The 20,662-nt window shown below is 68.0% G+C and carries 17 protein-coding genes; 4 read left to right on the forward strand and 13 right to left on the reverse strand.

Annotated elements, in window-relative coordinates; all coding sequences use genetic code 11:
- The first annotated feature begins 22 nt into the window (after nt 1-22).
- Nucleotides 23-484 carry a hemerythrin domain-containing protein gene (locus tag ACIOVG_RS02755; RefSeq protein ID WP_400868811.1) on the forward strand — a complete coding sequence of 154 codons (462 nt, stop codon included), beginning with the start codon at nt 23-25 and terminating at the stop codon, nt 482-484.
- 19 nt (nt 485-503) lie between these two features.
- Here ACIOVG_RS02755 and ACIOVG_RS02760 read toward each other — a convergent pair whose 3' ends face one another.
- Nucleotides 504-1,490 carry a glycerophosphodiester phosphodiesterase family protein gene (locus ACIOVG_RS02760; protein ID WP_400868813.1) on the reverse strand — a complete coding sequence of 329 codons (987 nt, stop codon included), beginning with the start codon at nt 1,488-1,490 and terminating at the stop codon, nt 504-506.
- Between the two features lie 90 nt (nt 1,491-1,580).
- Between ACIOVG_RS02760 and ACIOVG_RS02765 the strand changes: the two genes are divergently transcribed.
- The gene (locus ACIOVG_RS02765; RefSeq protein ID WP_400868815.1) at nt 1,581-2,507 is read left to right on the forward strand and encodes a Bax inhibitor-1/YccA family protein; all 927 of its coding nucleotides are present in this window, start codon (nt 1,581-1,583) and stop codon (nt 2,505-2,507) included.
- A gap of 157 nt (nt 2,508-2,664) precedes the next feature.
- Nucleotides 2,665-2,937, forward strand: a complete 273-nt coding sequence (locus tag ACIOVG_RS02770) for a GlsB/YeaQ/YmgE family stress response membrane protein (protein ID WP_247629366.1) — start codon at nt 2,665-2,667, stop codon at nt 2,935-2,937.
- Between the two features lie 75 nt (nt 2,938-3,012).
- On the opposite strand, the gene ACIOVG_RS02775 is transcribed toward ACIOVG_RS02770, so the two are convergent.
- The 11 genes from ACIOVG_RS02775 to ACIOVG_RS02825 all read right to left on the reverse strand — a co-directional run bounded on the left by ACIOVG_RS02775 (nt 3,013) and on the right by ACIOVG_RS02825 (nt 14,735).
- On the reverse strand, nt 3,013-4,305 hold the full coding sequence (locus tag ACIOVG_RS02775) for an RNA polymerase sigma factor (RefSeq protein ID WP_400868818.1): 1,293 nt from the start codon (nt 4,303-4,305) through the stop codon (nt 3,013-3,015).
- 1 nt (nt 4,306) lies between these two features.
- Nucleotides 4,307-4,735, reverse strand: coding sequence for a YciI family protein (locus tag ACIOVG_RS02780; protein WP_400868820.1), 429 nt, complete (start codon nt 4,733-4,735; stop codon nt 4,307-4,309).
- Between the two features lie 176 nt (nt 4,736-4,911).
- Nucleotides 4,912-6,300 carry a glycosyltransferase gene (locus tag ACIOVG_RS02785; protein ID WP_400868821.1) on the reverse strand — a complete coding sequence of 463 codons (1,389 nt, stop codon included), beginning with the start codon at nt 6,298-6,300 and terminating at the stop codon, nt 4,912-4,914.
- Nucleotides 6,301-6,308: 8 nt separating this feature from the next.
- On the reverse strand, nt 6,309-7,895 hold the full coding sequence (guaA, locus tag ACIOVG_RS02790) for a glutamine-hydrolyzing GMP synthase (RefSeq protein ID WP_400868823.1): 1,587 nt from the start codon (nt 7,893-7,895) through the stop codon (nt 6,309-6,311).
- The gene (locus ACIOVG_RS02795) at nt 7,892-8,383 is read right to left on the reverse strand and encodes a DUF3817 domain-containing protein (protein ID WP_247629361.1); all 492 of its coding nucleotides are present in this window, start codon (nt 8,381-8,383) and stop codon (nt 7,892-7,894) included. The genes guaA and ACIOVG_RS02795 overlap by 4 nt, the downstream gene beginning before the upstream one ends.
- Before the next feature lie 70 nt (nt 8,384-8,453).
- A complete protein-coding gene (locus tag ACIOVG_RS02800; protein ID WP_400868825.1) occupies nt 8,454-9,431 on the reverse strand; it encodes a class I mannose-6-phosphate isomerase in 978 nt (325 codons plus the stop codon).
- A complete protein-coding gene (locus ACIOVG_RS02805; protein WP_400868827.1) occupies nt 9,428-10,636 on the reverse strand; it encodes an ADP-dependent glucokinase/phosphofructokinase in 1,209 nt (402 codons plus the stop codon). The genes ACIOVG_RS02800 and ACIOVG_RS02805 overlap by 4 nt, the downstream gene beginning before the upstream one ends.
- Before the next feature lie 37 nt (nt 10,637-10,673).
- Nucleotides 10,674-11,537: a ketose-bisphosphate aldolase gene (locus ACIOVG_RS02810; RefSeq protein ID WP_400868829.1), complete on the reverse strand. Its 864-nt coding sequence runs from the start codon at nt 11,535-11,537 to the stop codon at nt 10,674-10,676.
- A 47-nt stretch (nt 11,538-11,584) separates the two neighbouring features.
- Entirely contained in the window at nt 11,585-12,430 is an 846-nt protein-coding gene (locus ACIOVG_RS02815) for a carbohydrate ABC transporter permease (protein WP_400868831.1), read from the reverse strand.
- 2 nt (nt 12,431-12,432) lie between these two features.
- Nucleotides 12,433-13,356 (reverse strand): carbohydrate ABC transporter permease, encoded by a 924-nt coding sequence (locus tag ACIOVG_RS02820; protein WP_400868833.1) that lies wholly within the window; start codon nt 13,354-13,356, stop codon nt 12,433-12,435.
- Between the two features lie 83 nt (nt 13,357-13,439).
- Nucleotides 13,440-14,735, reverse strand: a complete 1,296-nt coding sequence (locus ACIOVG_RS02825) for an ABC transporter substrate-binding protein (protein WP_400872665.1) — start codon at nt 14,733-14,735, stop codon at nt 13,440-13,442.
- Between the two features lie 321 nt (nt 14,736-15,056).
- Here ACIOVG_RS02825 and ACIOVG_RS02830 point away from each other — a divergent pair, with 321 nt between their 5' ends.
- Nucleotides 15,057-15,776 (forward strand): DeoR/GlpR family DNA-binding transcription regulator, encoded by a 720-nt coding sequence (locus tag ACIOVG_RS02830; RefSeq protein WP_400868835.1) that lies wholly within the window; start codon nt 15,057-15,059, stop codon nt 15,774-15,776.
- A gap of 144 nt (nt 15,777-15,920) precedes the next feature.
- Here ACIOVG_RS02830 and ACIOVG_RS02835 read toward each other — a convergent pair whose 3' ends face one another.
- Nucleotides 15,921-20,543 carry an ExeM/NucH family extracellular endonuclease gene (locus ACIOVG_RS02835; protein ID WP_400868837.1) on the reverse strand — a complete coding sequence of 1,541 codons (4,623 nt, stop codon included), beginning with the start codon at nt 20,541-20,543 and terminating at the stop codon, nt 15,921-15,923.
- Nucleotides 20,544-20,662: the final 119 nt, after the last annotated feature.

Consider the following 20,662-nt stretch of genomic DNA (forward strand, 5'->3'; position numbering starts at 1 on the left):
CTCCGCGCCTAGACTCGTGCGGATGGATGCCGACCGCCTGCACGCCTGGGATCAGGAGCTGCGCGCCGCTCACGCCCGACTGCGCGCGGCGCTCACGGCGACGCGGGAGGCGCTCGACAGCGGCACGGCCGCACCGGACGCCGCCTCGGAGCTGACCCTGTTCTGCATCGGGTTCTGCGCGGCACTCGACGGGCATCACACGAGCGAGGACCGCACGCTGTTCCCCGCACTTCGGGCGGAGCATCCGGAACTCGACGGCGTGATCGACAAGCTCATGCAGGATCACGCGATGCTCTCGCACCTGCTGAGTGCGCTGCGCACGGCCGCCGAGCGCGACGAGGACGCGGCGTCGATCGCGCGTCACCTCGACGGCATCGGCGCGATCATGGAGTCGCACTTCCGCTTCGAGGAGCGCGAGATCCTCGCGCCCCTGCGCGCACTGTCGCTCGATCGCGACGTGACGGACGTGCTCGGACCGTTCTGACGGCGGCGGTGACGGCGCCTCAGCTGCGGAAGAACCCCACGCCAAGATCAGGGTGGTCGACGAAGACGCCGTCGACGCCGGTACGCGCGATCACTCCCCACTCCGCCTCGTAGTCGCCGTACGCCGCGCGGCCCCCGGAACCGCGGAACTCCGGAGAGAGGAATCCGTTCTCGGGCCGACAGGTCCAGGTGAAGACCGTGAGGCCTCTGGCGTGGGCATCCGGGACGATCGTGTTGCCGCGGGCGAGCAGCATCTTCTTGTCGACGCTGATGCCGTCGACGCGGCCGACGAGGTCGTCCAGGCCCTGAGGCGTCACGGCGGCCTTGTAGGTGGACGCCTGCTTGCCGTGAGCGGCCACAAGGTCGTAGGGACGGCCCGAGGCCTCGATCAGGTAGATGTAGGAGGCGGGGATGCCGCGCTCCCGCAACTGCCCGAGCACCGTCGACTCGAAGCTCTCGACGATCAGCGGCAGCTCGCCGTCGGCCCATCCGGCCGCGCGCAGGTCGCGTTCGATGAGAGGTGCAAGCTCCATGCCGATGCTCGCGAAGTACGTCGCGTGCTTGACCTCCAGGACCACGCCGATCTCCCGGCCATGCTCGACGGAACCTTCGCGCACGATGTCGAGCACGTCCACCAGCCGCAGGATCGCCTGCGAGCCGTCGAAGCTCGCGCTCGAGAGCCGCACCTCGGGCAGTCGTTCGCGCACCCGCAGGGTCGACAGCTCCGCCCACGTGAAGTCCTCCGTGAACCAGCCGGTCAGCGCCTGCCCGTCGACGCGCTTCGTCGTCTTCCGATCCGCGAACTCCGGATGGTCGGCGACGTCGGTGGTGCCGGATATCTCGTTCTCGTGCCGCACCACCAGCACGCCGTCCTTGGTGGCGACGACATCCGGTTCCACGGCATCGACGCCCAGCGCGAGCGCGAGCTCGTACGACGAGCGGCTATGTTCCGGACGGTAGCCGGGCGCACCGCGGTGCCCGATGACGAGGGGAGATTTCCTGGGCACGCTCTCAGCGTAGAACACCCCACCCGTGGCACCTCCCGGGTATCTTAGAAGGAAGCGACCTACGACACCCTTTTGGAGTGAGGCCCACCAATGAGCAACTTCGCATTCAACAACCCTGCGTTCAAGCAGCAGGATCCGCGCAACGTCGCGACCTACCCGGGCGGACCGCAGGCTGCTCAAGGTGCGCAGAACGCCTCCTTCCAGCACGCCGGAATCGACGCGGCGACCAACGCCCAGCTCGAGGGCATGTACGCCGCTCCTCCGGCGGGCGCCATCGAGACCGACCGCATGTCGGTCGAGGACACGGTGTGGAAGACCGCGGGCCTGTTCGCGATCCTGCTGGTCACCGCTGCGATCGGCTGGGTGTGGACGCTCGGTGGCGTCGCCGCCCCCGCATACAACCCGAACAGCGGCTTCCAGCCGAACATGCTGCCGTGGATCGTCGGCGCGCTCGCCGGCTTCGTCCTCGCGATGGTCATCACGTTCACCTCGCGCAAGAAGGTGCGTCCGGCACTGATCTTCGCCTATGCAGCCTTCGAGGGGCTCTTCATCGGTGGCATCTCAGCGTTCTTCGAGGTCCTGTACCCGGGAATCGTCTTCCAGGCCACCCTCGCGACCGTCTCCGTCGTCGGTGTGACCCTGGCCCTCTTCGCCAGCGGCAAGATCCGCGCATCGAAGAAGGCGACCAAGATCTTCATGATCGCGATGATCGGCTACCTCGTCTTCTCGCTGCTGAACGTGGTCCTGATGTGGACCGGCGTGCTGCCCCAGGACCAGGCGTTCGGCATGCTCAGCGCCAGCATCATGGGCATCCCGCTCGGACTCATCATCGGCGTCCTCGTCGTGATCATGGCCGCATACTCGCTGGTGCTGGACTTCGACCAGATCCAGCAGGGCGTGCGCAACGGCGCTCCGCGCCAGTACGGCTGGCTGGGAGCCTTCGGCATCATGGTCACCGTCGTCTGGCTCTACGTCGAGATCCTGCGCATCATCGCGATCGTGCGCGGCAGCAACTGACGCTGACACACGCAAGAGGCCCGTCTCCGCGAGGAGGCGGGCCTCTTCGCATACCCGGGTGGTGCGGCGCAAGGGGATGGCTCCGCGCTCGATGTGCGGCCAGAGTGAGCGGCACGAGCCCTGGTACCCCGGGACTCACGAAACATAGGAGCTGACCATGAGCTTTCTCGGATTCCTTCTTCTCGGCCTCATCGCCGGAGCCATCGCGAAGCTGATCCTGCCCGGCAAGCAGGGCGGCGGATGGTTCATCACCCTGCTGCTCGGCGTCGTCGGCGCCATCCTGGGCGGATGGCTCGGCAGCCTGATCCTGAACCGCCCGCTCACCGAGTTCTGGGACCTGGGCACCTGGCTCCTCGCCATCGGCGGCTCGATCATCGTGCTGCTGATCTACGGTCTGATCGCCGGACGCGGCCAGAAGGTGCGCGACTGACCGCATCGCGGTGACCAGAACCGCCCCGATCGTCGGCCTTGCTGACGATCGGGGCGGTTCTTCGTGTGCGCGCCGTCAGCGCCCCGCGGCCTTGGCCTCGAGGAGCGCCCGCTCCCGGTCGTTGCCGGCGAGCGCGGCGGCGACGGCGAACTCGCCGCGGGCCTCCTGCTCGCGCCCGAGGCGCAGCAAGAGCTCGGCTCTGGTCGCAGGGAGCAGGTGATATCCGGCCAGGACGCCGGAGGCGGCGAGGTGGTCGATGATCCGCAGAGCGGATGCCGGTCCCGTCGCCATGGCCACGGCGGCCGCGCGGTTGAGCTCGACCACGGGGGACGGTGCGATGCGGCCGAGCGCCTCGTACAGCAGGACGACGCGGTCCCAGTCGGTCTCCTCCACGGACGGGGCGACCGCGTGGCACTCGGCGATCGCCGCCTGCAGGCCGTACGAGCCACGGCCTGAACCGAGCGCATCCGCCATGGCCAGCGCGGCACGACCGCGGGCGATCCTCCCCCGGTCCCAGCGTGCACGATCCTGGTCCGCCAGCAGCACCGGGTCACCGTGCGCGTCAAGACGTGCGGGGAATCGCGCAGCGGTCAGCTCCATGAGGGCGACGAGGCTGTGCACGTCGCGCTCGCGCGGCATCAGCGCCGCCAGCACACGCGCGAGCCGGATGGCCTCGTCGCTCAACTCCGGGCGCATCCAGTCGGAGCCGCTGCTCGCGGAATGACCCTCGTTGAAGATCAGGTACAGCACCCCGAGGATCGCTCCGAGCCGTGCCGGGTGCTCCTCGCGGGGCGGCATCTCGAAGGGCACGTGCGCCGCAGCGAGGGTCTTCTTCGCCCGCACGATCCGCTGCTGCACGGTCGCCGTGGGCACCAGGAACGCCCGTGCGATCTGCTCGCTCGACAGACCGGCCACGACACGCAGGGTGAGCGCCACCTGCGCCTCGCGCGACAGCACGGGGTGGCACGAGATGAAGATCAGCCGCAGCACGTCGTCATCGACCGCATCCGGATCCCACGGCGCATCCGGCGCCTCGGCCTGCTCCCGATACAGATCGTGGGCGATCACGGCGATGCGGTCGTCGAGCCGCTCCTGGCGACGCCAGCCGTCGATCGCCTTGCGCTTCGCGACCGCGGTGAGCCAGGCGGCAGGATTGCGGGGCACTCCCTCGAGCGGCCACTGCCGGAGGGCGTCGAGCAGCGCCTCCTGTGCCAGGTCCTCGGCGAGCCCGAAGTCGCCGACGAGTCTCGTGAGCGTTCCGACGATGCGGGCGGATTCGATGCGCCACACCGCGGCGACGGCGCGCTCCGTCGACCCGGAGCCGGGGGCGGAGCGCGCCGTCGCGCTGTCAGGAGGGGTGTCGCTCATCTCACTGCTGAGCGCGACGCGCTTCCTCTTCTTCGCGCCAGCCCGCTTCCTTCTGGATCCACTCGTTGTCCGCCGGGAAGTCCGACATGTCGGTCACGCGACGCACCTCGAGGAACGATCCGGGTCCGAGCGGGGCACGACTCGCCCACTCCGCCGCCTCCTCGCGGCTGGACACCTCGAGGATCCAGAAACCGTTGAACAGCTCCTTGGTCTCGCCGTAGGGGCCGTCCGTGATCAGGGGCGTCTCGGCACTGAAGTCGACGACGAATCCCTCGGCGGCGTCGGTCAGACCTTCACCGGCGGCCAGGACACCGGCCTTGATCATGGACTCGTTGTACTTGCCCATGGCCTCGATGACCTGCTCGAACGGGAGCTCCTTGTAGGCGGCGACGGCTTCATCGGTCGAGCGCATGATCAGCATGTACTTCATGAGGTTTCTCCTTGGTCTCTGGGCCGTCTGTCGACCCTCTCACTAAAGACGTCGAACGGAAACGACCGGGATCGACATCCCTCAGAAGTTTTTCCGAAGATTCTCTTCCGAGCCGGCCTCCGGTCGCAAAGAGTGCGCTCCGCGGGTCCAGGAGCGCACGGAGCCAGGGAGACCGATCAGGCGCGACGCGAGGGGCGCTGAACGACGTCGGCGATCACGGCGGTGAGGGCGGCGAGCGAGCGCTCGGGACTCCACGCCGCAGCGACGGCGGGACCCTCCGCGCTCAACCGGGCGCGGAGCTCGTCGTCCGTGAGCACACGTCGCAGGGCTTCCCCGAGCGCTTCCACGTCGCCACCGGGCACCAGCACGCCGCCACCCTGCTGCAGCACGTCGCGGATGCCGTAACGCGCGTCGTACGAGACGACCGGCGCCCCGTGCAGCAGCGCCTCGACGATCGACAGCGGTTGTCCTTCGAAGGCCGTCGCCGTCACCACCAGCGCGGCACGATCGAGCACGCGACCGGGGTCATCGGTGTACCCCGAGAGCACGACGCGGTCGGAGACGCCGAGCTCGTCGATCAGGCCGGCGAGGCGGTCCTGCTCCGGACCCCCGCCCCAGATCTCCATGCGCGTCCCCGCCACATCCGCCGCCAGGAACGCGCGGATCGCCTGGTCCACCCTCTTGCCCGGTGCCAGCCGACCGAGCACGACGACGAGGCCGTCCTCACGCAGGTCATCGCGCCGCGTGACGGCGGGGATCGGATTCGGGACGACCGCGTGGTGGGCGCTCGCGCCGAAGCGGGCCACGACGTCGTCGCGCTGGGTGGCCGTCGGCCAGACGACCGCGTCGAAGCGATCGGCAAGACCCAGCCAGCGGGTCCAGAGCGTGTTCATCGGGGCGTCTGCCGTGTACGGCGCCTCGAGGTGGATCGTGTGGATCGTGTGGACGATGCGCACGCGCGGGTCCGCCCACGAGGCGATGAGCTCGCCGAGCTGACGCGACTCGCAGATCACCACGATCGGTCGCTCGCCCAGCCCGGCCGCGATGTGCTGCAGCCACGCCAGGTACAGCCCGCCGAAGCCGGCCACTCCCCCGATCACAGCACCGTCGGCGTCGTGGATCTGCACGGCCTCGCGGCTCAGGTGCCAGTCGGGGTCGCCCGAGATGACAGGAAGTGCGACGAACGGCCGCCCCGCCTCATCGGCGATGGTGCGGTACTCGACGCCGTCGCGCGCGGTGCGAGCGGGGTCCGCCGCCGCGCGCAGCCATGCGGCCGCGCCGCCGTGGTCGTCCCGTGCCTCGTCGAACAGGTTGCGCATCCGCGAGGTGTCGGTGAGCGCGCCGCTCTGGTGGAACGTCGCACGGTGCTCGGCATGAGCCTCGAGCGTTCCCGGGTCGAACGTCAGCAGCTGCGGACCGGCACCCTCGGCGACACCGGCGCCGGCGAGCTGCCGGGCGCGCGCGAGCGTCGCGATCGTGTACCCGCCGTCGAGCCCCGGGATCAGGCGGCTCGACAGCACGAGGTACTCGGCGTCGGGGAGAACCGGCGCCGCATCGAGGAGCATCGCGCTCCCTATTCCCACTCGATCGTTCCCGGCGGCTTCGACGTGACGTCGAGCACGACGCGGTTGACGTCGCGCACCCCGTTGGTGATGCGGTTGGAGATCTTCGACAGCACGTCGTACGGCAGACGCGTCCAGTCGGCGGTCATGGCGTCTTCGCTCGACACCGGGCGCAGCACGATCGGGTGGCCGTAGGTGCGGCCGTCGCCCTGCACGCCCACCGAGCGCACGTCGGCGAGGAGCACGACGGGACACTGCCAGATCTCCTGGTCGAGGCCGGCCTTGGTGAGCTCCTCGCGCGCGATCGCGTCGGCCTCGCGCAGGATCTCGAGACGGTCCTGCGTGACCTCGCCGATGATGCGGATGCCGAGGCCGGGGCCGGGGAACGGCTGGCGTCCGACGATGGCCTCGGGGATGCCGAGCTCGCGGCCGATCGCGCGCACCTCGTCCTTGAACAGCGCACGCAGCGGCTCGATCAGCTCGAAGTCGAGGTCGTCCGGCAGCCCGCCCACGTTGTGGTGCGACTTGATGTTCGCCGTGCCCGCACCGCCGCCGGACTCGACGACATCGGGGTACAGCGTGCCCTGCACGAGGAACTTGACCGGGGCGCCACCCGAAGCCTTCGCCTCGGCGACGAGGTCGAGCTGCACTTTCTCGAACGCGCGGATGAACTCGCGGCCGATGATCTTGCGCTTCTCTTCCGGGTCGGTCACGCCTTTCAGGTGTCCGAGGAAGGTGTCGGCCGCGTCGACCGTGATCAGCCGCACACCGGTGGACTCGACGTAGTCCTTCTCGACCTGCTCACGCTCGCCCTTGCGGAGGAGGCCGTGGTCGACGAAGACCGCGGTGAGCTGGTCGCCGATCGCCTTGTGCACGAGCGCCGTGGAGACCGCGGAGTCGACTCCGCCGGAGAGGGCCGAGATCACGCGCGCGTCGCCGACCTGCTCGCGGATGCGCTCGATCTGCTCGGCGATCACGTTGCCGCTGTTCCAGTCGGAGGCGAGACCCGCCCCCTTGTGCAGGAAGTTCTCGATCACGCGCTGACCGTGGTCGGAGTGCTTGACCTCGGGGTGCCACTGCACACCGTAGAAACCGCGCTCCTCGTTCGCGAAGGCCGCGACCTTGGTCGCATCCGTCGTCGCGAGCACGTCGAAGCCCTCGGGGGCCGTGGCGACCTGGTCGCCGTGGCTCATCCACACGTTCTGCTCGACGGGCTGTCCGCCCAGCAGGGTTCCGCCGTCACCCGTGATGACGGCATCCGTCGCGCCGTACTCGCGCAGACCGGTGTTCGCGACCTCGCCGCCGAGGGTCTGAGCCATGTACTGGAATCCGTAGCAGATGCCGAGCGTGGGCACGCCGAGGTCGAAGACCGCAGGGTCCAGGCGCGGGGCGCCCTCCTCGTACACCGACGAGGGCCCACCGGAGAGGATGATGGCCACCGGGTTCTTCGCCGCGATCTCCTCCGCCGTGGCGGTGTGCGGGACGATCTCGCTGTAGACGCCCGCTTCGCGGACACGGCGGGCGATCAGCTGCGCGTACTGCGCGCCGAAGTCGACGACGAGCGCGGGGCGCTGCTGGGTCTCGGACTGCTCGGTCAACGGACACCTTCCGGGGCGGTTCTCGGGTCGGTCGCCGCGCCTGTCGATGCGGCGGCGGCCTCCCTGGTGGCGAGGTAGGACTTGACGTCGCGAGCGACGATCGCCTCCATGATGAAGGACAGCAGCGGGATGACGCCACCGAGCGCGAGCAGGATGAAGCGCAGGAACGGCCAGCGCATGAGGCTCCACATCCGGAAGCACGCGAAGAGGTACACGACGTAGAACCAGCCGTGGGCCACGAGGATGAACAGCGACAGGTTGAGACCGTCGCCCGTCGACTCGAGTCCCTCGGGGCCTTCCACGACCGGAGCGAACCAGAGCGGCCCGCCCGATCCTCCGGCGAAGAGCTCGAGGTGGATCGGCGTGTACTTCAGCACCATCTCGGCGACCAGCAGGAGCAGCATGACTCCGGTGATGATCGACGCGATCTGGTAGAACTTCAGCGCACCGCGGATCGCCGGAAAGCTGGCGACTTTCGGTTCGGGCATGGGTCCAGTCTAGCCGCCGCCGATCGACGCTCGATCCGTCGTCCGGCGGCGCTCGGGCCCCGGCCGCCGCTCAGGGCGCGGGAGGGCGGGCGATCAGCAGTTCGGCATCGCCGCTCACCTGCATGCGCCCCGCGGCGGCGGGGACGAGCACTGTCGACCCCGCGGCGAGCGCGACACCGTCGAGGTCGGCGACGCCCCTGACAACGACCACGACCGAGAAGCCGGGTTCGATCACGGCGGCACCGTGAACGGGCAGCCGCTCGAGGCGGAAGTACTCCTCCGCTGCCCGGGGCAGCACCGACCCGGAGGGGGGTGCGGCGTGCACGAGCACCCCCATGTCCGCAGCGCTGCGCGCGGTGGTCGTCACGGCGGTGAGCGCGAGGTCGAAGCCCAATCCGAGGTGCCCCTCCCCCGGTCCGTCGATCGCGAAGCCTTCCCATTCGAGCAGGATCGACAGGTCCTCCGGCTGCTGCAGCTCGAGCAGCACCACGCCGGCGCCGATGGCGTGCAGCTCGCCGGCGGGCACCCACACCACATCGCCGGGCTGCACGGGGATCTCGTGCAGGAGCCCGAGGAGAGCGTCGACGTCCTGGCGGGAGACGAGGTCGGCGAGGACATCCTGCGAGACCTCCTCGCGCAGACCGATGTGCACGGGGCCGCCCTCGAGGATGTACCAGGCCTCGGCCTTGCCGTGCGCGCGTCCGAGATGGGACGCGGCGAAGTCGTCATGCGGGTGCGCGTGCACCGGCAGCCGCTGACCCGCGTCCAGGAGCTTCACGAGCAGCCGGACGTCCGCGCCCCAGCGCCGGGCATGGGCGTCGCCCAGCCAGCCGGTCGGGTCCTCCTGGATCGCATCGCGCAGCACGCGCCCGTCGGGGAGCGTGCTCAGGCCGAGCGATTCCTCACCGCGGACGGTCGTGGTCGATGCGACCCAGTCCTCGGGCTCGCGCGCCGGGCTGGCGGACTCGCCGCGGAAGGCCGAGAGCGCCGCTCCCCCGCGGTAGAAGCGGTCCGCAGGGCGGTTCGATGAGAGGACGATCGGATTCACGGCTGTTCTCCCTCCCGAGCGTGCGCGGCGAGGAATCCGCCGACGAAGGTGTCTCCGAGGCCGATGGTCGTGGGCGTCTCGACGTCGAGCGAGAACGCCGGTACGCCGACGGCGTCCGGTACGTCACGCTCGACGGCAGCGACGAGCGCCGCTCCTCCGCGATGCCGAGCCATGCCCTCGGTCTCCACGGCGTCCGCGGCGGTGAACCCGTCTCCGAGACGGTAGCGCGTCGCGGACACGCGCACCGCGCTCTCCAGCGCCGCCCGGTGTTCGGCGGCGTCCGGACCCACCGCGAGCGCCCAGTACCGGGTGTGCACGACGAGAGCGGGGACGGGGATGATCGCGCGGATCTCGGCGAGCGCGCTGGTCACATCGACGGGATCGAGCAGGTCGACCGCGCGGCCGAGGTACTCCTGCAGCTCGTCCTCGTTCATGCCGTACACGTCGATGCGCGCCAGCAGCTGCGCCCGGACGGTCTCCGAGAAGGCGCGGGTGTAGAAGCCGGCATCCTCGTAGTAGACGAGCGCGTCGGCGGGCAGCGCACGCATGGCCTGCTGCAGCTCATCCAGCCGCTGCGCGAGCAGTGCGTGGTCCTGCATCGTGTTGAAGCCCGACACCAGGAACACCCCGGCCGTCCCGAGCACCTCGCCCAGCGCGGGGGCCAGACGCATCTCGCGATTCGGGGGGTCGTTCGCGAAGATCAGCCGGTTCGCGCTGGGCGAGATGATGTCACCGTCCAGCAGCCGCACCCGGGCGCCGACGGGATACTGCACGATCAGGTGCGGGTCGAGGGTGTCCTCCGTGGCGGATGAGACGAAGGACACCCCCGGCGGCAGCAGCCGGCGCACGTTGTCGTCGATGCTCACCAGATGCTGCACGCTGGGGATGCCGAGGCTGTCGAGCACGAGACCGGCCCGCACTCCGGTCCCGCCCAGGGTCACCGCGTACTCGAAGTGGGAGGAGAACGCCTCGACCACCTCCGACGACGCGACGAACCTCTCCGCCCCCGTCCCCGCCGCGACGAGGGCGAGGACGGCGACCAGGAGCGAACGCTCATCGACGATCGGCGCCGACGCGGTCAGCTCGTGCCGCCGTACACGGTGCTCGAACGCCAGCCGATCGAACACCGCGGAGTCCCACCGCAGTTCGTAGTCGACTGTTCCGCCGAGCCCGAGCACGAGCTGCCTGTCCACGACTTCGATCATCCGTCGATCGCCCTCACCCTCGAAACGCGCGTACCGGTCAGTACAGGTCGGCCTTGCCGTCTGCGCCGAACAGTCTGATCTTCTCAGCCGCAGTGACCTTCATGGCGGCGATCGGCTCGGGCTGGATCGCGTTCGGCTCACGCAGACGCTCATCGGTGCCGAGGATCTCGCGCATGCGGTTGTGGTACGAGACCTTGATGTCGCTCGAGATGTTGATCTTGTTCACGCCGAGCTCGACCGCGCGACGCAGTTCCGCGTCGGGGTTCGAGGATCCGCCGTGCAGCACGAGCGGGATGCCGACCGCTGCCTTGATCTGCTCGAGCAGGTCGTGACGCAGCTCCGGGTTCTTCTCCGCGGGGTACAGTCCGTGCGAGGTGCCGATCGCGATGGCGAGGCTGTCGACGCCGGTCTCCTGCACGAAGCGCACCGCGTCATCCGGGTTCGTGTAGATGATCTCGGCGGCGCCGGACTCCCCGTAGCTGTCGTTCGCGCCGATGGTTCCGAGCTCGCCCTCGACCTGGATGCCGACGGCGTGCGCGGCTTCGACGACCTTGCGCGTGAGGGCGACGTTCTCATCGAAGGGGAGCAGCGAGGCGTCGATCATGACGGAGGTGAATCCGGCCTTGATCGCCGTGATCATCTGCTCGTACGTGCCGCCGTGATCCCAGTGGATCGCGACGGGGACGCTGGCGCGGTGGGCGCGGGAGTGCATGGCGGCGATCAGATCGGTCGTGATGTGCGAGACCTCGTCCGGGTGGATCGCGATGATGACCGGTGCGGACAGCTCCTCGCTGATGTCGATGATGCCGTTGAACATCGCCCAGTCGCTGATGTTGAACGCCGGGATGGCGAAGTTGTTCTCATTCGCGACGTCGAGGATGGATTTGCCGGTGTAGAGCACTTGATTTCTCCTGTTTCGTGGTGGTCGGAGCCCGGGACGGGACGTTGTCAGCTCTTCACGGATCCGGCGGTGAGGCCGCTGATGAAGTACCGCTGGAAGAAGAGGAAGAGGATGAGCACGGGGATGGAGCCGAGCACGCTCATGGCCATGATCTGGTTCCACTCGTAGGAGTGCTGCCCCATGAGGAGCTGGATGCCGATCGGCACCGTGCGCATGTCGATCGTGCGCGTCAGCGTCAGCGCGAACAGGTACTCGTTCCACGCGATCATGAACGTGTAGATGCCGACCGAGACGATGCCGGGCACCGAGATCGGCACGAGGATCCGCCAGAGCGCTGTCATGGATCCGGCGCCGTCCACCCGGACGGCCTCGTCGAGCTCCTTCGGAAGGGTGTTGAAGTAGCCGGTCATCATGATGATCGCGTAGGGCAGCGTGAACACCATGTAGGTGAGGATCAGCCCGGCGTAGGAGTTGTACAGCCCCAGCGCGACCATGAGCCCGAAGTACGGGATCAGCAGGGTGATGGGCGGGACGGCCTGCACGCTGACGATCACCACGTTCAGGATGCGCTTGCCCCGGAACTCGAAGCGGCTGAAGGCGTACGCCGCCTGGATCGCCACGATCAGGGTGAGGATGGTGACCGAGCCGGCGACGATGTAGCTGTTCAGGAAGAACCGCATCGTCTCGGGGTTGGTGAAGATCGCCACGTACGCGTCGAACGAGAAGGTGTCGGTCACCAGCCTCGGCGGGAGCTCGAAGATCTGCGTGTTCGACTTGAAGGAGCTCGAGAGCATCCACAGCACGGGACCGGCCGCGAAGACCGCGCCGATGATGAGGCCGATCGTGAGAGCGGCCTTGGACGCCCTCAGCTGGTTCTTGACGGTGAGAGCCATGGTCAGTCCCTCGCTTTCTGGTGACGGACGTAGAACACGGCGAGCACCATCGACATCAGCAGCACGAGGACGGCCGAGGTCGCGGCGAGCGAGAAGTCGTACTTGGCGAAGGCCAGCTTGTAGGTGAACGTGCTGAGCACCTCGGTGACGTCGATCGGGCCACCGCCCGTCGTCATCCAGATGAGGGCGAACTGCTGGGAGGTCCAGATCAGGTCGAGCAGCACCAGGCTCACGATGATCGGACGCAGCTGCGGGATGGTGACGTTCCAGAACCGCTGCACGCTGCTGGCTCCGTCGACCGTCGCCGCCTCATGCAGCTCTGCGGGCACACCCTGCAGGCCGGCGAGCAGGCTCACCATGAAGAACGGGTATCCCGCCCAGATGTTGATGAAGATGATGGTCCCCAGCGCGAGCTGCGGGGAGGCCAGCCATTCGATGTCGGTGTTGAGCAGGAAGTTGACGACGCCGTTCGGTGCGAGCAACATGCGCCAGAGGACCGCGATGACCGCGACCGTGAACAGCCACGGAAGGATGTAGAGGGCCCGGAAGATCGACCGCGAGAAGCGCCCGAGCAGCGGGCTGTTGAGCATCATCGCGAAGCCGAGCCCGAGGATCAGGTGCGCCACCACGCTCGCCACCGTGAAGAGGATCGTGTTGCCGGTCGCCTTCCAGAAGCGCGGGTCGGAGAGGATCTCGACGTAGTTGGTGATCCCGACGAACTCGGGCGACTTGTTCAGGATGACGTTGTCCTGGAACGAGTACCCGATCACCATGACGATCGGCACGATCATCAGCACGAAGAGCAGGATCATCGTGGGAGAGAGGAAGGCGTAGGACTCTGCGGTCTTGCGCAGCTGCCGGCGTCGGCGCGACGGTGCCACTCCGGTGACGATCACCTCGGTGTCGTCGGTCGTTCTCATGGTCATGGGAACTCGGGCTCCTTGGTTGGTGGGTGCCGCACCGCACTGGCGATGCGGCACCCGGTTCATGCGGGCGGAGGAGAGCTAGCTCAGAACTCCGCTTCCCAGGACGCTTGCGCCTTCTTGAGAGCGTCGGGGATGGTCTGCTGTCCGTCGAATGCGGACTGCAGCTGCTCTCCGAGCTGGCGCATGAGCTCCTCGGCGACGGGGAGACCGGTGAACTCGTTCGCCGGGTATCCCGCCTGGTAGATGTCGAACGCCGTCTTGAACAGCTCGTCGTCGTTCACGAAGTCCGGCACGGACTTCGAGTTCCCCGGGAAGGCCTTCGCCATCGTCGAGAGCTCGGAGTTCGTCTGCTCGCTCATCAGGAACGACACCAGCTTGAAGGCGGCTTCCTTGTGCTCGGAGTTCTCGGCGACGCCGATGCCCCACGAGGCGTAGGGGATGCCGCGTTCGCCGTCATAGCCGTCCTCGGCGGGGATCGCCGAGATCGAGAACTTCAGGTCGGGGTTGGTCTCGCGGATCAGGTTGATGTGCGCGAGCGAGTCGATCATCATGCCGGCGCGGCCGTTGGTGAACTCCTCGACCTTGTCCTGCTCCTTCATCGTGAAGGAGCCGGAGGCGATGACGCCGTCGTCCCACAGACCGCCGATGTACTCCACCGCGGAGGTGACGTCGTCGTTGGTGAGGTCGGGCTGGCCGTCCTTGAGCATCGATCCCCCGGAGGCCCACACCCACGACATGACGTCGTTCTGCACGCCGTTCGGCGCCTCGAGCGACAGCGGGAGCACCCAGCCGGAGACGTCGCCGCCGAGGGCGGTGACCTTCGCCGCGGCATCCGCGAACTCGCTGCGCGTGGCCGGAGGGGCATCGACGCCTGCCTGCGCCAGCAGATCGTCGTTGGTGAACATCGGGTAGACGAAGTTCACGACCGGGATCATGTAGGTGCTGCCGTCGACCTGGATCTGGCTGGCCAGCTCGCTGTCGTCGTAGTCGTACTCCTTCATGAGCGCGCTGAGGTCGGCGATCGTCCCCTGCGACGCGAAGTCGTTGACCCAGGCGCCGTCGAGGCCGACGACATCGGGCATGGTGCCGGACGCTGCGCCGGCGAAGAGCTGTTCCTTGGTCGATGCGTATGGACCACTGACCAGCTTGACGGTGATGCCCGGGTTGGCATCCTCGAACTCGTCGATGAGCGCACGGAACTCGCCGTCAGGCAGCTCGGGCTCCCACCACTGTGCGAACTCGATGGTGACGTCTCCGCCATCGGATCCATCGGTTCCGCTGCCGCCGGCCGAGCACCCCGCCACTGCCAGGACTGTCACGGCTGCTGTCGCTGCGCCGGCGAGCTTCAGAATGCGTCGCCCTCGCCCCACTGTGATCATCACTTCTCCTCTTCGAGATCGTGCCGCATCACGCGCTTCAATGCTTGTTCATGCGGTTTTGAGCCATGTTATGCCGACATCTGCGGAAACGTCAAGTGCGTCTTGGGTCGTTGTTCGTGGCGACAGGCCCGAAAAGACGGGGATTTCGTGCAGTCGTGGCCGAACTGTGACCAAGATGCGGTTTTCTGCGCATGTATGCCGCGTTTGTCGCGATGATGTGCTAAATATGACTGCATGGATGCTCCAGGACCGGCACAACGACGTCGCCTCCCTGCGGGAAGGAAGGCAGATCTCGCCACCTACGTCGAACAGACGGGACAGGTGACGGTGAGCGACCTCGCCGAGCACTTCGGGGTCTCGATCGACACGATCCGCAGGGACCTCGACCAGCTCGATCGCGAAGGCGTGCTCGTGCGCACGCACGGCGGCGCGGTCAGCGCGGCGAGCGGTCCCCTCAAAGACCGCGGCCTCGACGTGCGCATGCGCGTGCAGACCGAGGAGAAGGAGAGGATCGCCCGCATCGCGGCCGGTCTCGTGGAGGACGGCTCCGTCATCATGATGAACGCGGGCACCACGACTCTCGCTGTGACCCGCGCTCTGCGCAATCACCAAGACCTGACGATCGCGACCAACAACCTCCGCATCCCGGCGGAGATCGCCCCCTCGGCGTTCCGCGACCTGTATGTCTTCGGCGGTGCCGTGCGCTCCATCACCCAGGCCACGACGGGACCCGTGACGTTCACCATGACGCCCGGCGGCCCCGAGGTCGACATCCGCTGCGACCTCGCGCTGATCGCAGTCGGGGCGGTCGACGAGGCCGGGTACTCGGCGTCGAACCTCGGCGATGCCGCGATGATGTCGGAGATGATGCAGCGCGCCGAGCGTACCGCGATCCTCGCCGACTCCTCGAAGCTCGGTCGGCGCTTCTTCGCCCAGATCGCGCACCTCGACCGCGCGGACTACCTCATCACCGATGCTCCCCCGCCCCCGCGCATCGCCGCCGCGCTCACGCAGGCCGACGTGCAGGTGCTCACGCCGTAGCGGGGCCACTGGATTCTCGGAGATCTGCAGCATCCAGGACCGGATGCGCAGATCCGGTCCGAGAACTCGCAGATCTCCGTCCCCTCGCACACGGCAGAGGCCGCCGGGGGCATTCCCCCGGCGGCCTCTGGCTGACTCAGCTGGTCAGAACCATCGGGTCAGCAGATCCCAGAGCCAGTCGAGGATCGCACCGAGGATGCCGCCGGCGCGGTTCACGGTGACCGTGGCGGTCGCCGCGTCCCCATCGGCCTGAGCCGCCGAGACGGTGTACTTGCCGGAGGGAGCGCTCTTCGGCACGGTCACCGAGGTCGAGAACTTCCCATCCGCACCCACCTGAACCGTGCCGATCTCGACCGGCTTGCCCTTCTTGGGCTGCAGCTCGAGCGTCACGGTCTCTCCCGGCACGTAGCCCTCGCCGGTGATCTGCAGCTTCTTGCCCGCGGTCACCTTCGTGGAGCCGAGCTCGATCGTGCCCGCGAAGGCCTCTTCGCCGGCGATCGTGAAGGGCACCTGCACCGTGGTCCCGGTACCGGCGACCGCGACGGTGAGCTGCTGCTCGCCGAAGACGCCCGAAGGCACCGTGAACGTCAGGCTCGCGCGCCCGCCTTCATCCGTGGTGTCGACCACGGCAGGGTCGACCGTTCCGGTGGCGAGCTGCGTGTCGCCCAGCGAGAGCGTCACGGCTCCCGGAGCCGGCTCCCCCGCGCTGAACGCCAGCGAGGAGAGGGCGACCGTCACCTGGTCGCCGGCGCTGTAGCCGTCGGCATCCGCCGGGCTGACCGTCACACCGACCGCGCGCTGGGCGTAGTCGGGAGCAGCGGTCTTGTTCGCGTCGAACCAGTCGACCATCGACTGCAGATCGATCTTCCCGGTGTCGCGCTTGCCCGTGCCCTCCTTGAAGGTGAAGAAGTTGTCTCCACCGGCGGCGAGGAACGAGTTGGCTGCGACCGTGTAGTTCGCCGCCGGCTCTATCGCCGTGCCGTCCAGAGTGATCGAGGTGATGCGCGAGCCCTGCGCCGCCGTGGGGTCGTACGTGTACACCAGGCCCTTCGAGACGCCGAGCTTGAGGAACGGACGTGCGGAGCCCGCCGGCTGCCACTGCTCCTCCAGCACACCCTTCAGCTGCGCACCCGTGAGTGTCAGCGTCACCAGCGTGTTGGCGAAGGGCTGCACCGTGGCGGCCTCGCGGTAGGTCACGTTGCCGTCGGGGTCGGATGCTCCGGCCGAGGCGTACGTGAGATTGGCGCGGATGCCGCCGGGGTTCATCAGGGCGATGTCCGCCCCGGTGGACCACTGCTGCACGTCCGCCACGAAGTTGCCGATCGTGGACTCGCCACCGCGGTTCTCCGTCTTGCCGTCGCTCTGACGAGCGCGGTTGAAGTCAGCCGAGATGTCGCCGACCTTGATCGCGCCGAGCACGTCGGCCTCGGCCTTCGCCTTCGCGACGATGTCCGCGACCTCCGGCAGTGCGGGATACAGCGGCTTGCCTGCGGCCGTGAGGGGCTTGATCTCGTTGGTGATCGAGATCAGGTCCTTCGTCTTCGGGTCGACCTGGAGGTTCATCAGACCCAGGTTCTCGCCGTACTGGCCCGCCGAGACGACCGGGCGGCCGTCGATGACGTGGTTGTACGCGAGGTGGGTGTGCGCCGACACGATCGCGTCGACGTCCTGGTCCACGCCGTAGACGATCTCGCCCAGCGGGGAGTCCTCCGTGATGCTCGACAGCTCGACGCTCGACGCGCCCTCGTGCACGAGCAGGATGATGACATCCGCCTCGCCGTTGGACTCGTCGCCGTCGCGCAGGTCATCGGCCACCGCGTTCACGGAATCGGCGATGCTGCGCACCTCGAGATCGGCGATGCCCTCCGGGGACACCAGCGAGTCGAGGTCCTCCGTCACGGCCCCGATGAAGCCGACCTTCACGCCGTCGAGCTCCTTGACCCAGGCCGGCGCGAGCGCAGGCTCTCCGGTCTCGGTGAGGAACACGTTCGAGGAGATGTACTCCCAGTCCGCGCGATCCTGGACGCGGTCGCGCAGGTCCTCCCAGCCCTGGTCGAACTCGTGGTTGCCCGCCGCGCTCACATCAAGCCCGGCCGCGTTCAGCGCGTCGATCGTGGGGTTGTCGTCGTTGATGAACGAGGTGAACGTGGAGGCGCCGATCAGGTCGCCGGCCCCGGCGAAGATCGTGTTCGGGTTCTCCTCACGGAACTGCTTGACCGCTCCGGCCACGACAGCCGCTCCGGCAGCGGCGCCATCCGCCTCGATCCGACCGTGGAAGTCGTTGATCGTGACGACGTCGATGCTCACCGGCGGGATCTCCGAGGAGACGCCGACGATGATCGGGTCGTGGTCGCTGGAGCGGAACGGCGTCCCGGCCTCCGTGGCGCCGAACGCGTAGCCGCGGTCGCTCCACTCGGGCGAGTTGATGGTCCACACACCCGCTCCGGTGATCGACGACGCCAGCGAGGGCGAGGCGATCACGTGGTCGAGCGAGCCGAGCTCACCGTCGAACGAGTAGGTGTACTGGCCGTCGGTCTTGTCGGCGACGAGGTCGCTCCAGCCGTTCGAGGTGAAGACGTCGATCGGGTCTTCCTCGCTGTACGCGTTGAAGTCGCCGATGAGCAGGGTGTCGCTGGAACCCGAGGTCTCTTCCAGTTCCTCGGTGAACGCGAGGATGGCCTCGGCCTGCGCGACGCGGTCGGCGTTGAAGAAGCCCTGCCCGTCGGCCGGCTCGGCGCCGGCACCGGTGGGCGGCGACTTGGACTTCAGGTGATTCGCGACCACGTTCACGACGCGGCCGTCGATGTCGAACGCCTGGGCGATCGGCTCGCGGGCGTTGCCCCAGACCGTCTCATCCGTGACCGTCGCGCTCTCGCCGACCGGTGAGACCGCGTCCTTCTTGTAGATGATCGCGTTGGTGATGTAGTCGGTGGTCGCCGCATCGTTCAGCGCAGCTGGAGTGGGCACATAGGCCCAGACCTCGCTGCCTGCCGCATCGTTCAAGCCGTCGACCAGATCCGCGAGCGCGGTGTCGATCGGCTTGCCGAGCTTGACGGAGTTCTCGATCTCCATGAGCGAGACGATCTCGGCGTCGAGTCCGTTGATCGCCGCGACGATCTTCGACTTCTGGATCGCGAACTGCGCCGCATCGGCCGCGCCACGGGCATTCGAGTTCTCGGACTTCAGGGTCGTGAAGTAGTTGTAGACGTTGAACGACGCGACCTGCGCGTCGCCGCCGACCTCCGGTGCGGACTCGGTGCGCGGGTTGGTCGCCTCGAATCCGGCCTTCAGGTCCGCGGAGGAGGAGTCGTCGATCGGCACGATCGGCTGCAGCCGCCAGTCGTCGAAGCCCCACTGCAGGATGTAGCCGCTGTCGCTGAAGTCGACGACGTCGCCGTTACGGACCACCGCGTCCTTCGTGAAGTACGGCTGCTCGCCGGTGTGGGCGTTGTTGTTGATCTGCACGGACCAGCCGTCGTCGAGGAAGATGCGGTTCGCGCGGTTGGCCGCAGCGATCGCCGCCGCATCGTCGCCGGGGCGCGTGGTCTCGGTGCTCTTGACGTTGAGGTCATCTCCGGCGTTCAGCCAGAGCGTGCCGAAGTTGTAGAGCTGGTGACTCGACGCGAGCCGGTAGGTGCCGGCGGGGGCGACGAGCATGTTCTCGTACTGCTCGCGGTCGGTGCCGACCACGGTGTCGGGCAGAGGCGTCACCTCGGGAACGCCCGCACCTGCGGTCACCACCGAGATGCCGCTGAGCGCGGAGGGGGTGATCTGCGTCTGCCCGAAGTACTCGCTCACGGTGCCGGTGACCGAGACGAGGTCGCCGATCTCGAGCGTCGGAGCGAGGGTGTTCAGGAACACGAAGATGCCGTCGGAGGCACCGGGGGTCGCGTCGGTGGCGCCACCGGAGCCCTGAGTCTGGATCGAGATGCCTTTGTAGCCGCCGGTGCGGTAGTCGCCGGTGACGACGCCCTGCACGGTGACGGTCTTGCCGTCGAACGGCGACACGTCAGTCGTCCCCTGCACCTCGGCGATCGTCGCGGTCGTCGGCTCGGTGCCGGGGTCCGTGCCGGGGTCGGTGCCGCCGGAGTTCTGCGGGGTGATCGTGGCCGACAGGGAGAAGTCCGCCCTGTTGTCATCGGTGTCCGCGCCGTTCGTGCGGTTCAGCGACTTGACATCGGTGTTCCCGGTCGGAGCGGTGGCCGCTGCCCCCTCGAAGGTGTTCGAGGTGCCGTAGCCGAGCAGGTCGACAACGCCGTCTGCGCCGGCCACCGACCCCGGCGTGAGAGCGACCGCCGTGGTGCCCTCGACCAGGGCGAGAGTGCCGTTCGTGCCACTCGGCGTGAGGGTGGTGACCGCATCCGGCGTGGGCAGAGCAGCCCCGTTGGTGCCGTTGCTGTTGCCCTGCACCAGGTAATAGCCCCCGGCGGGGACGACGCCCGTGAGAGCGGCGACGCCGTTGAAGTTGCCGGTTCCGGTGGCCGATCGGTACTGCAACGACATGCCGTCGAGCGTGATCGGGGCTGCCGTCGGGTTGTACAGTTCGACGAACTTGTTCGTGAACGCGGCGCCGGCGCTTCCGCCGGACAGGTAGGCCTCGTTGATCACGAGGCCGGAGCCCGAAGGATCGGCGAAGGCGGGGACGGCGGTCAGCGAGCCGAAGCTCAGCGCGGCGACGCACGTCACGGCGAGAGCGCCGATGCGCCCCCTGTGCGTGCGGTGCAGGACGGGAACCGTGCGGTTCTCATCGAGTGGGGCGGACATCATCGGTGCTGTCTCCTCGATCGGTTGTGTGACTTCTCTGGGGAATCCGTCACGACTCTGGGGAATCTGTCACGCCACGCAGGGAAGTCTCCCAGCGCGCGCACATGTTGCGAGCATACGGA

The sequence above is a fragment of the Microbacterium sp. NPDC087591 genome (assembly GCF_044743625.1).
Classification (GTDB): domain Bacteria; phylum Actinomycetota; class Actinomycetes; order Actinomycetales; family Microbacteriaceae; genus Microbacterium.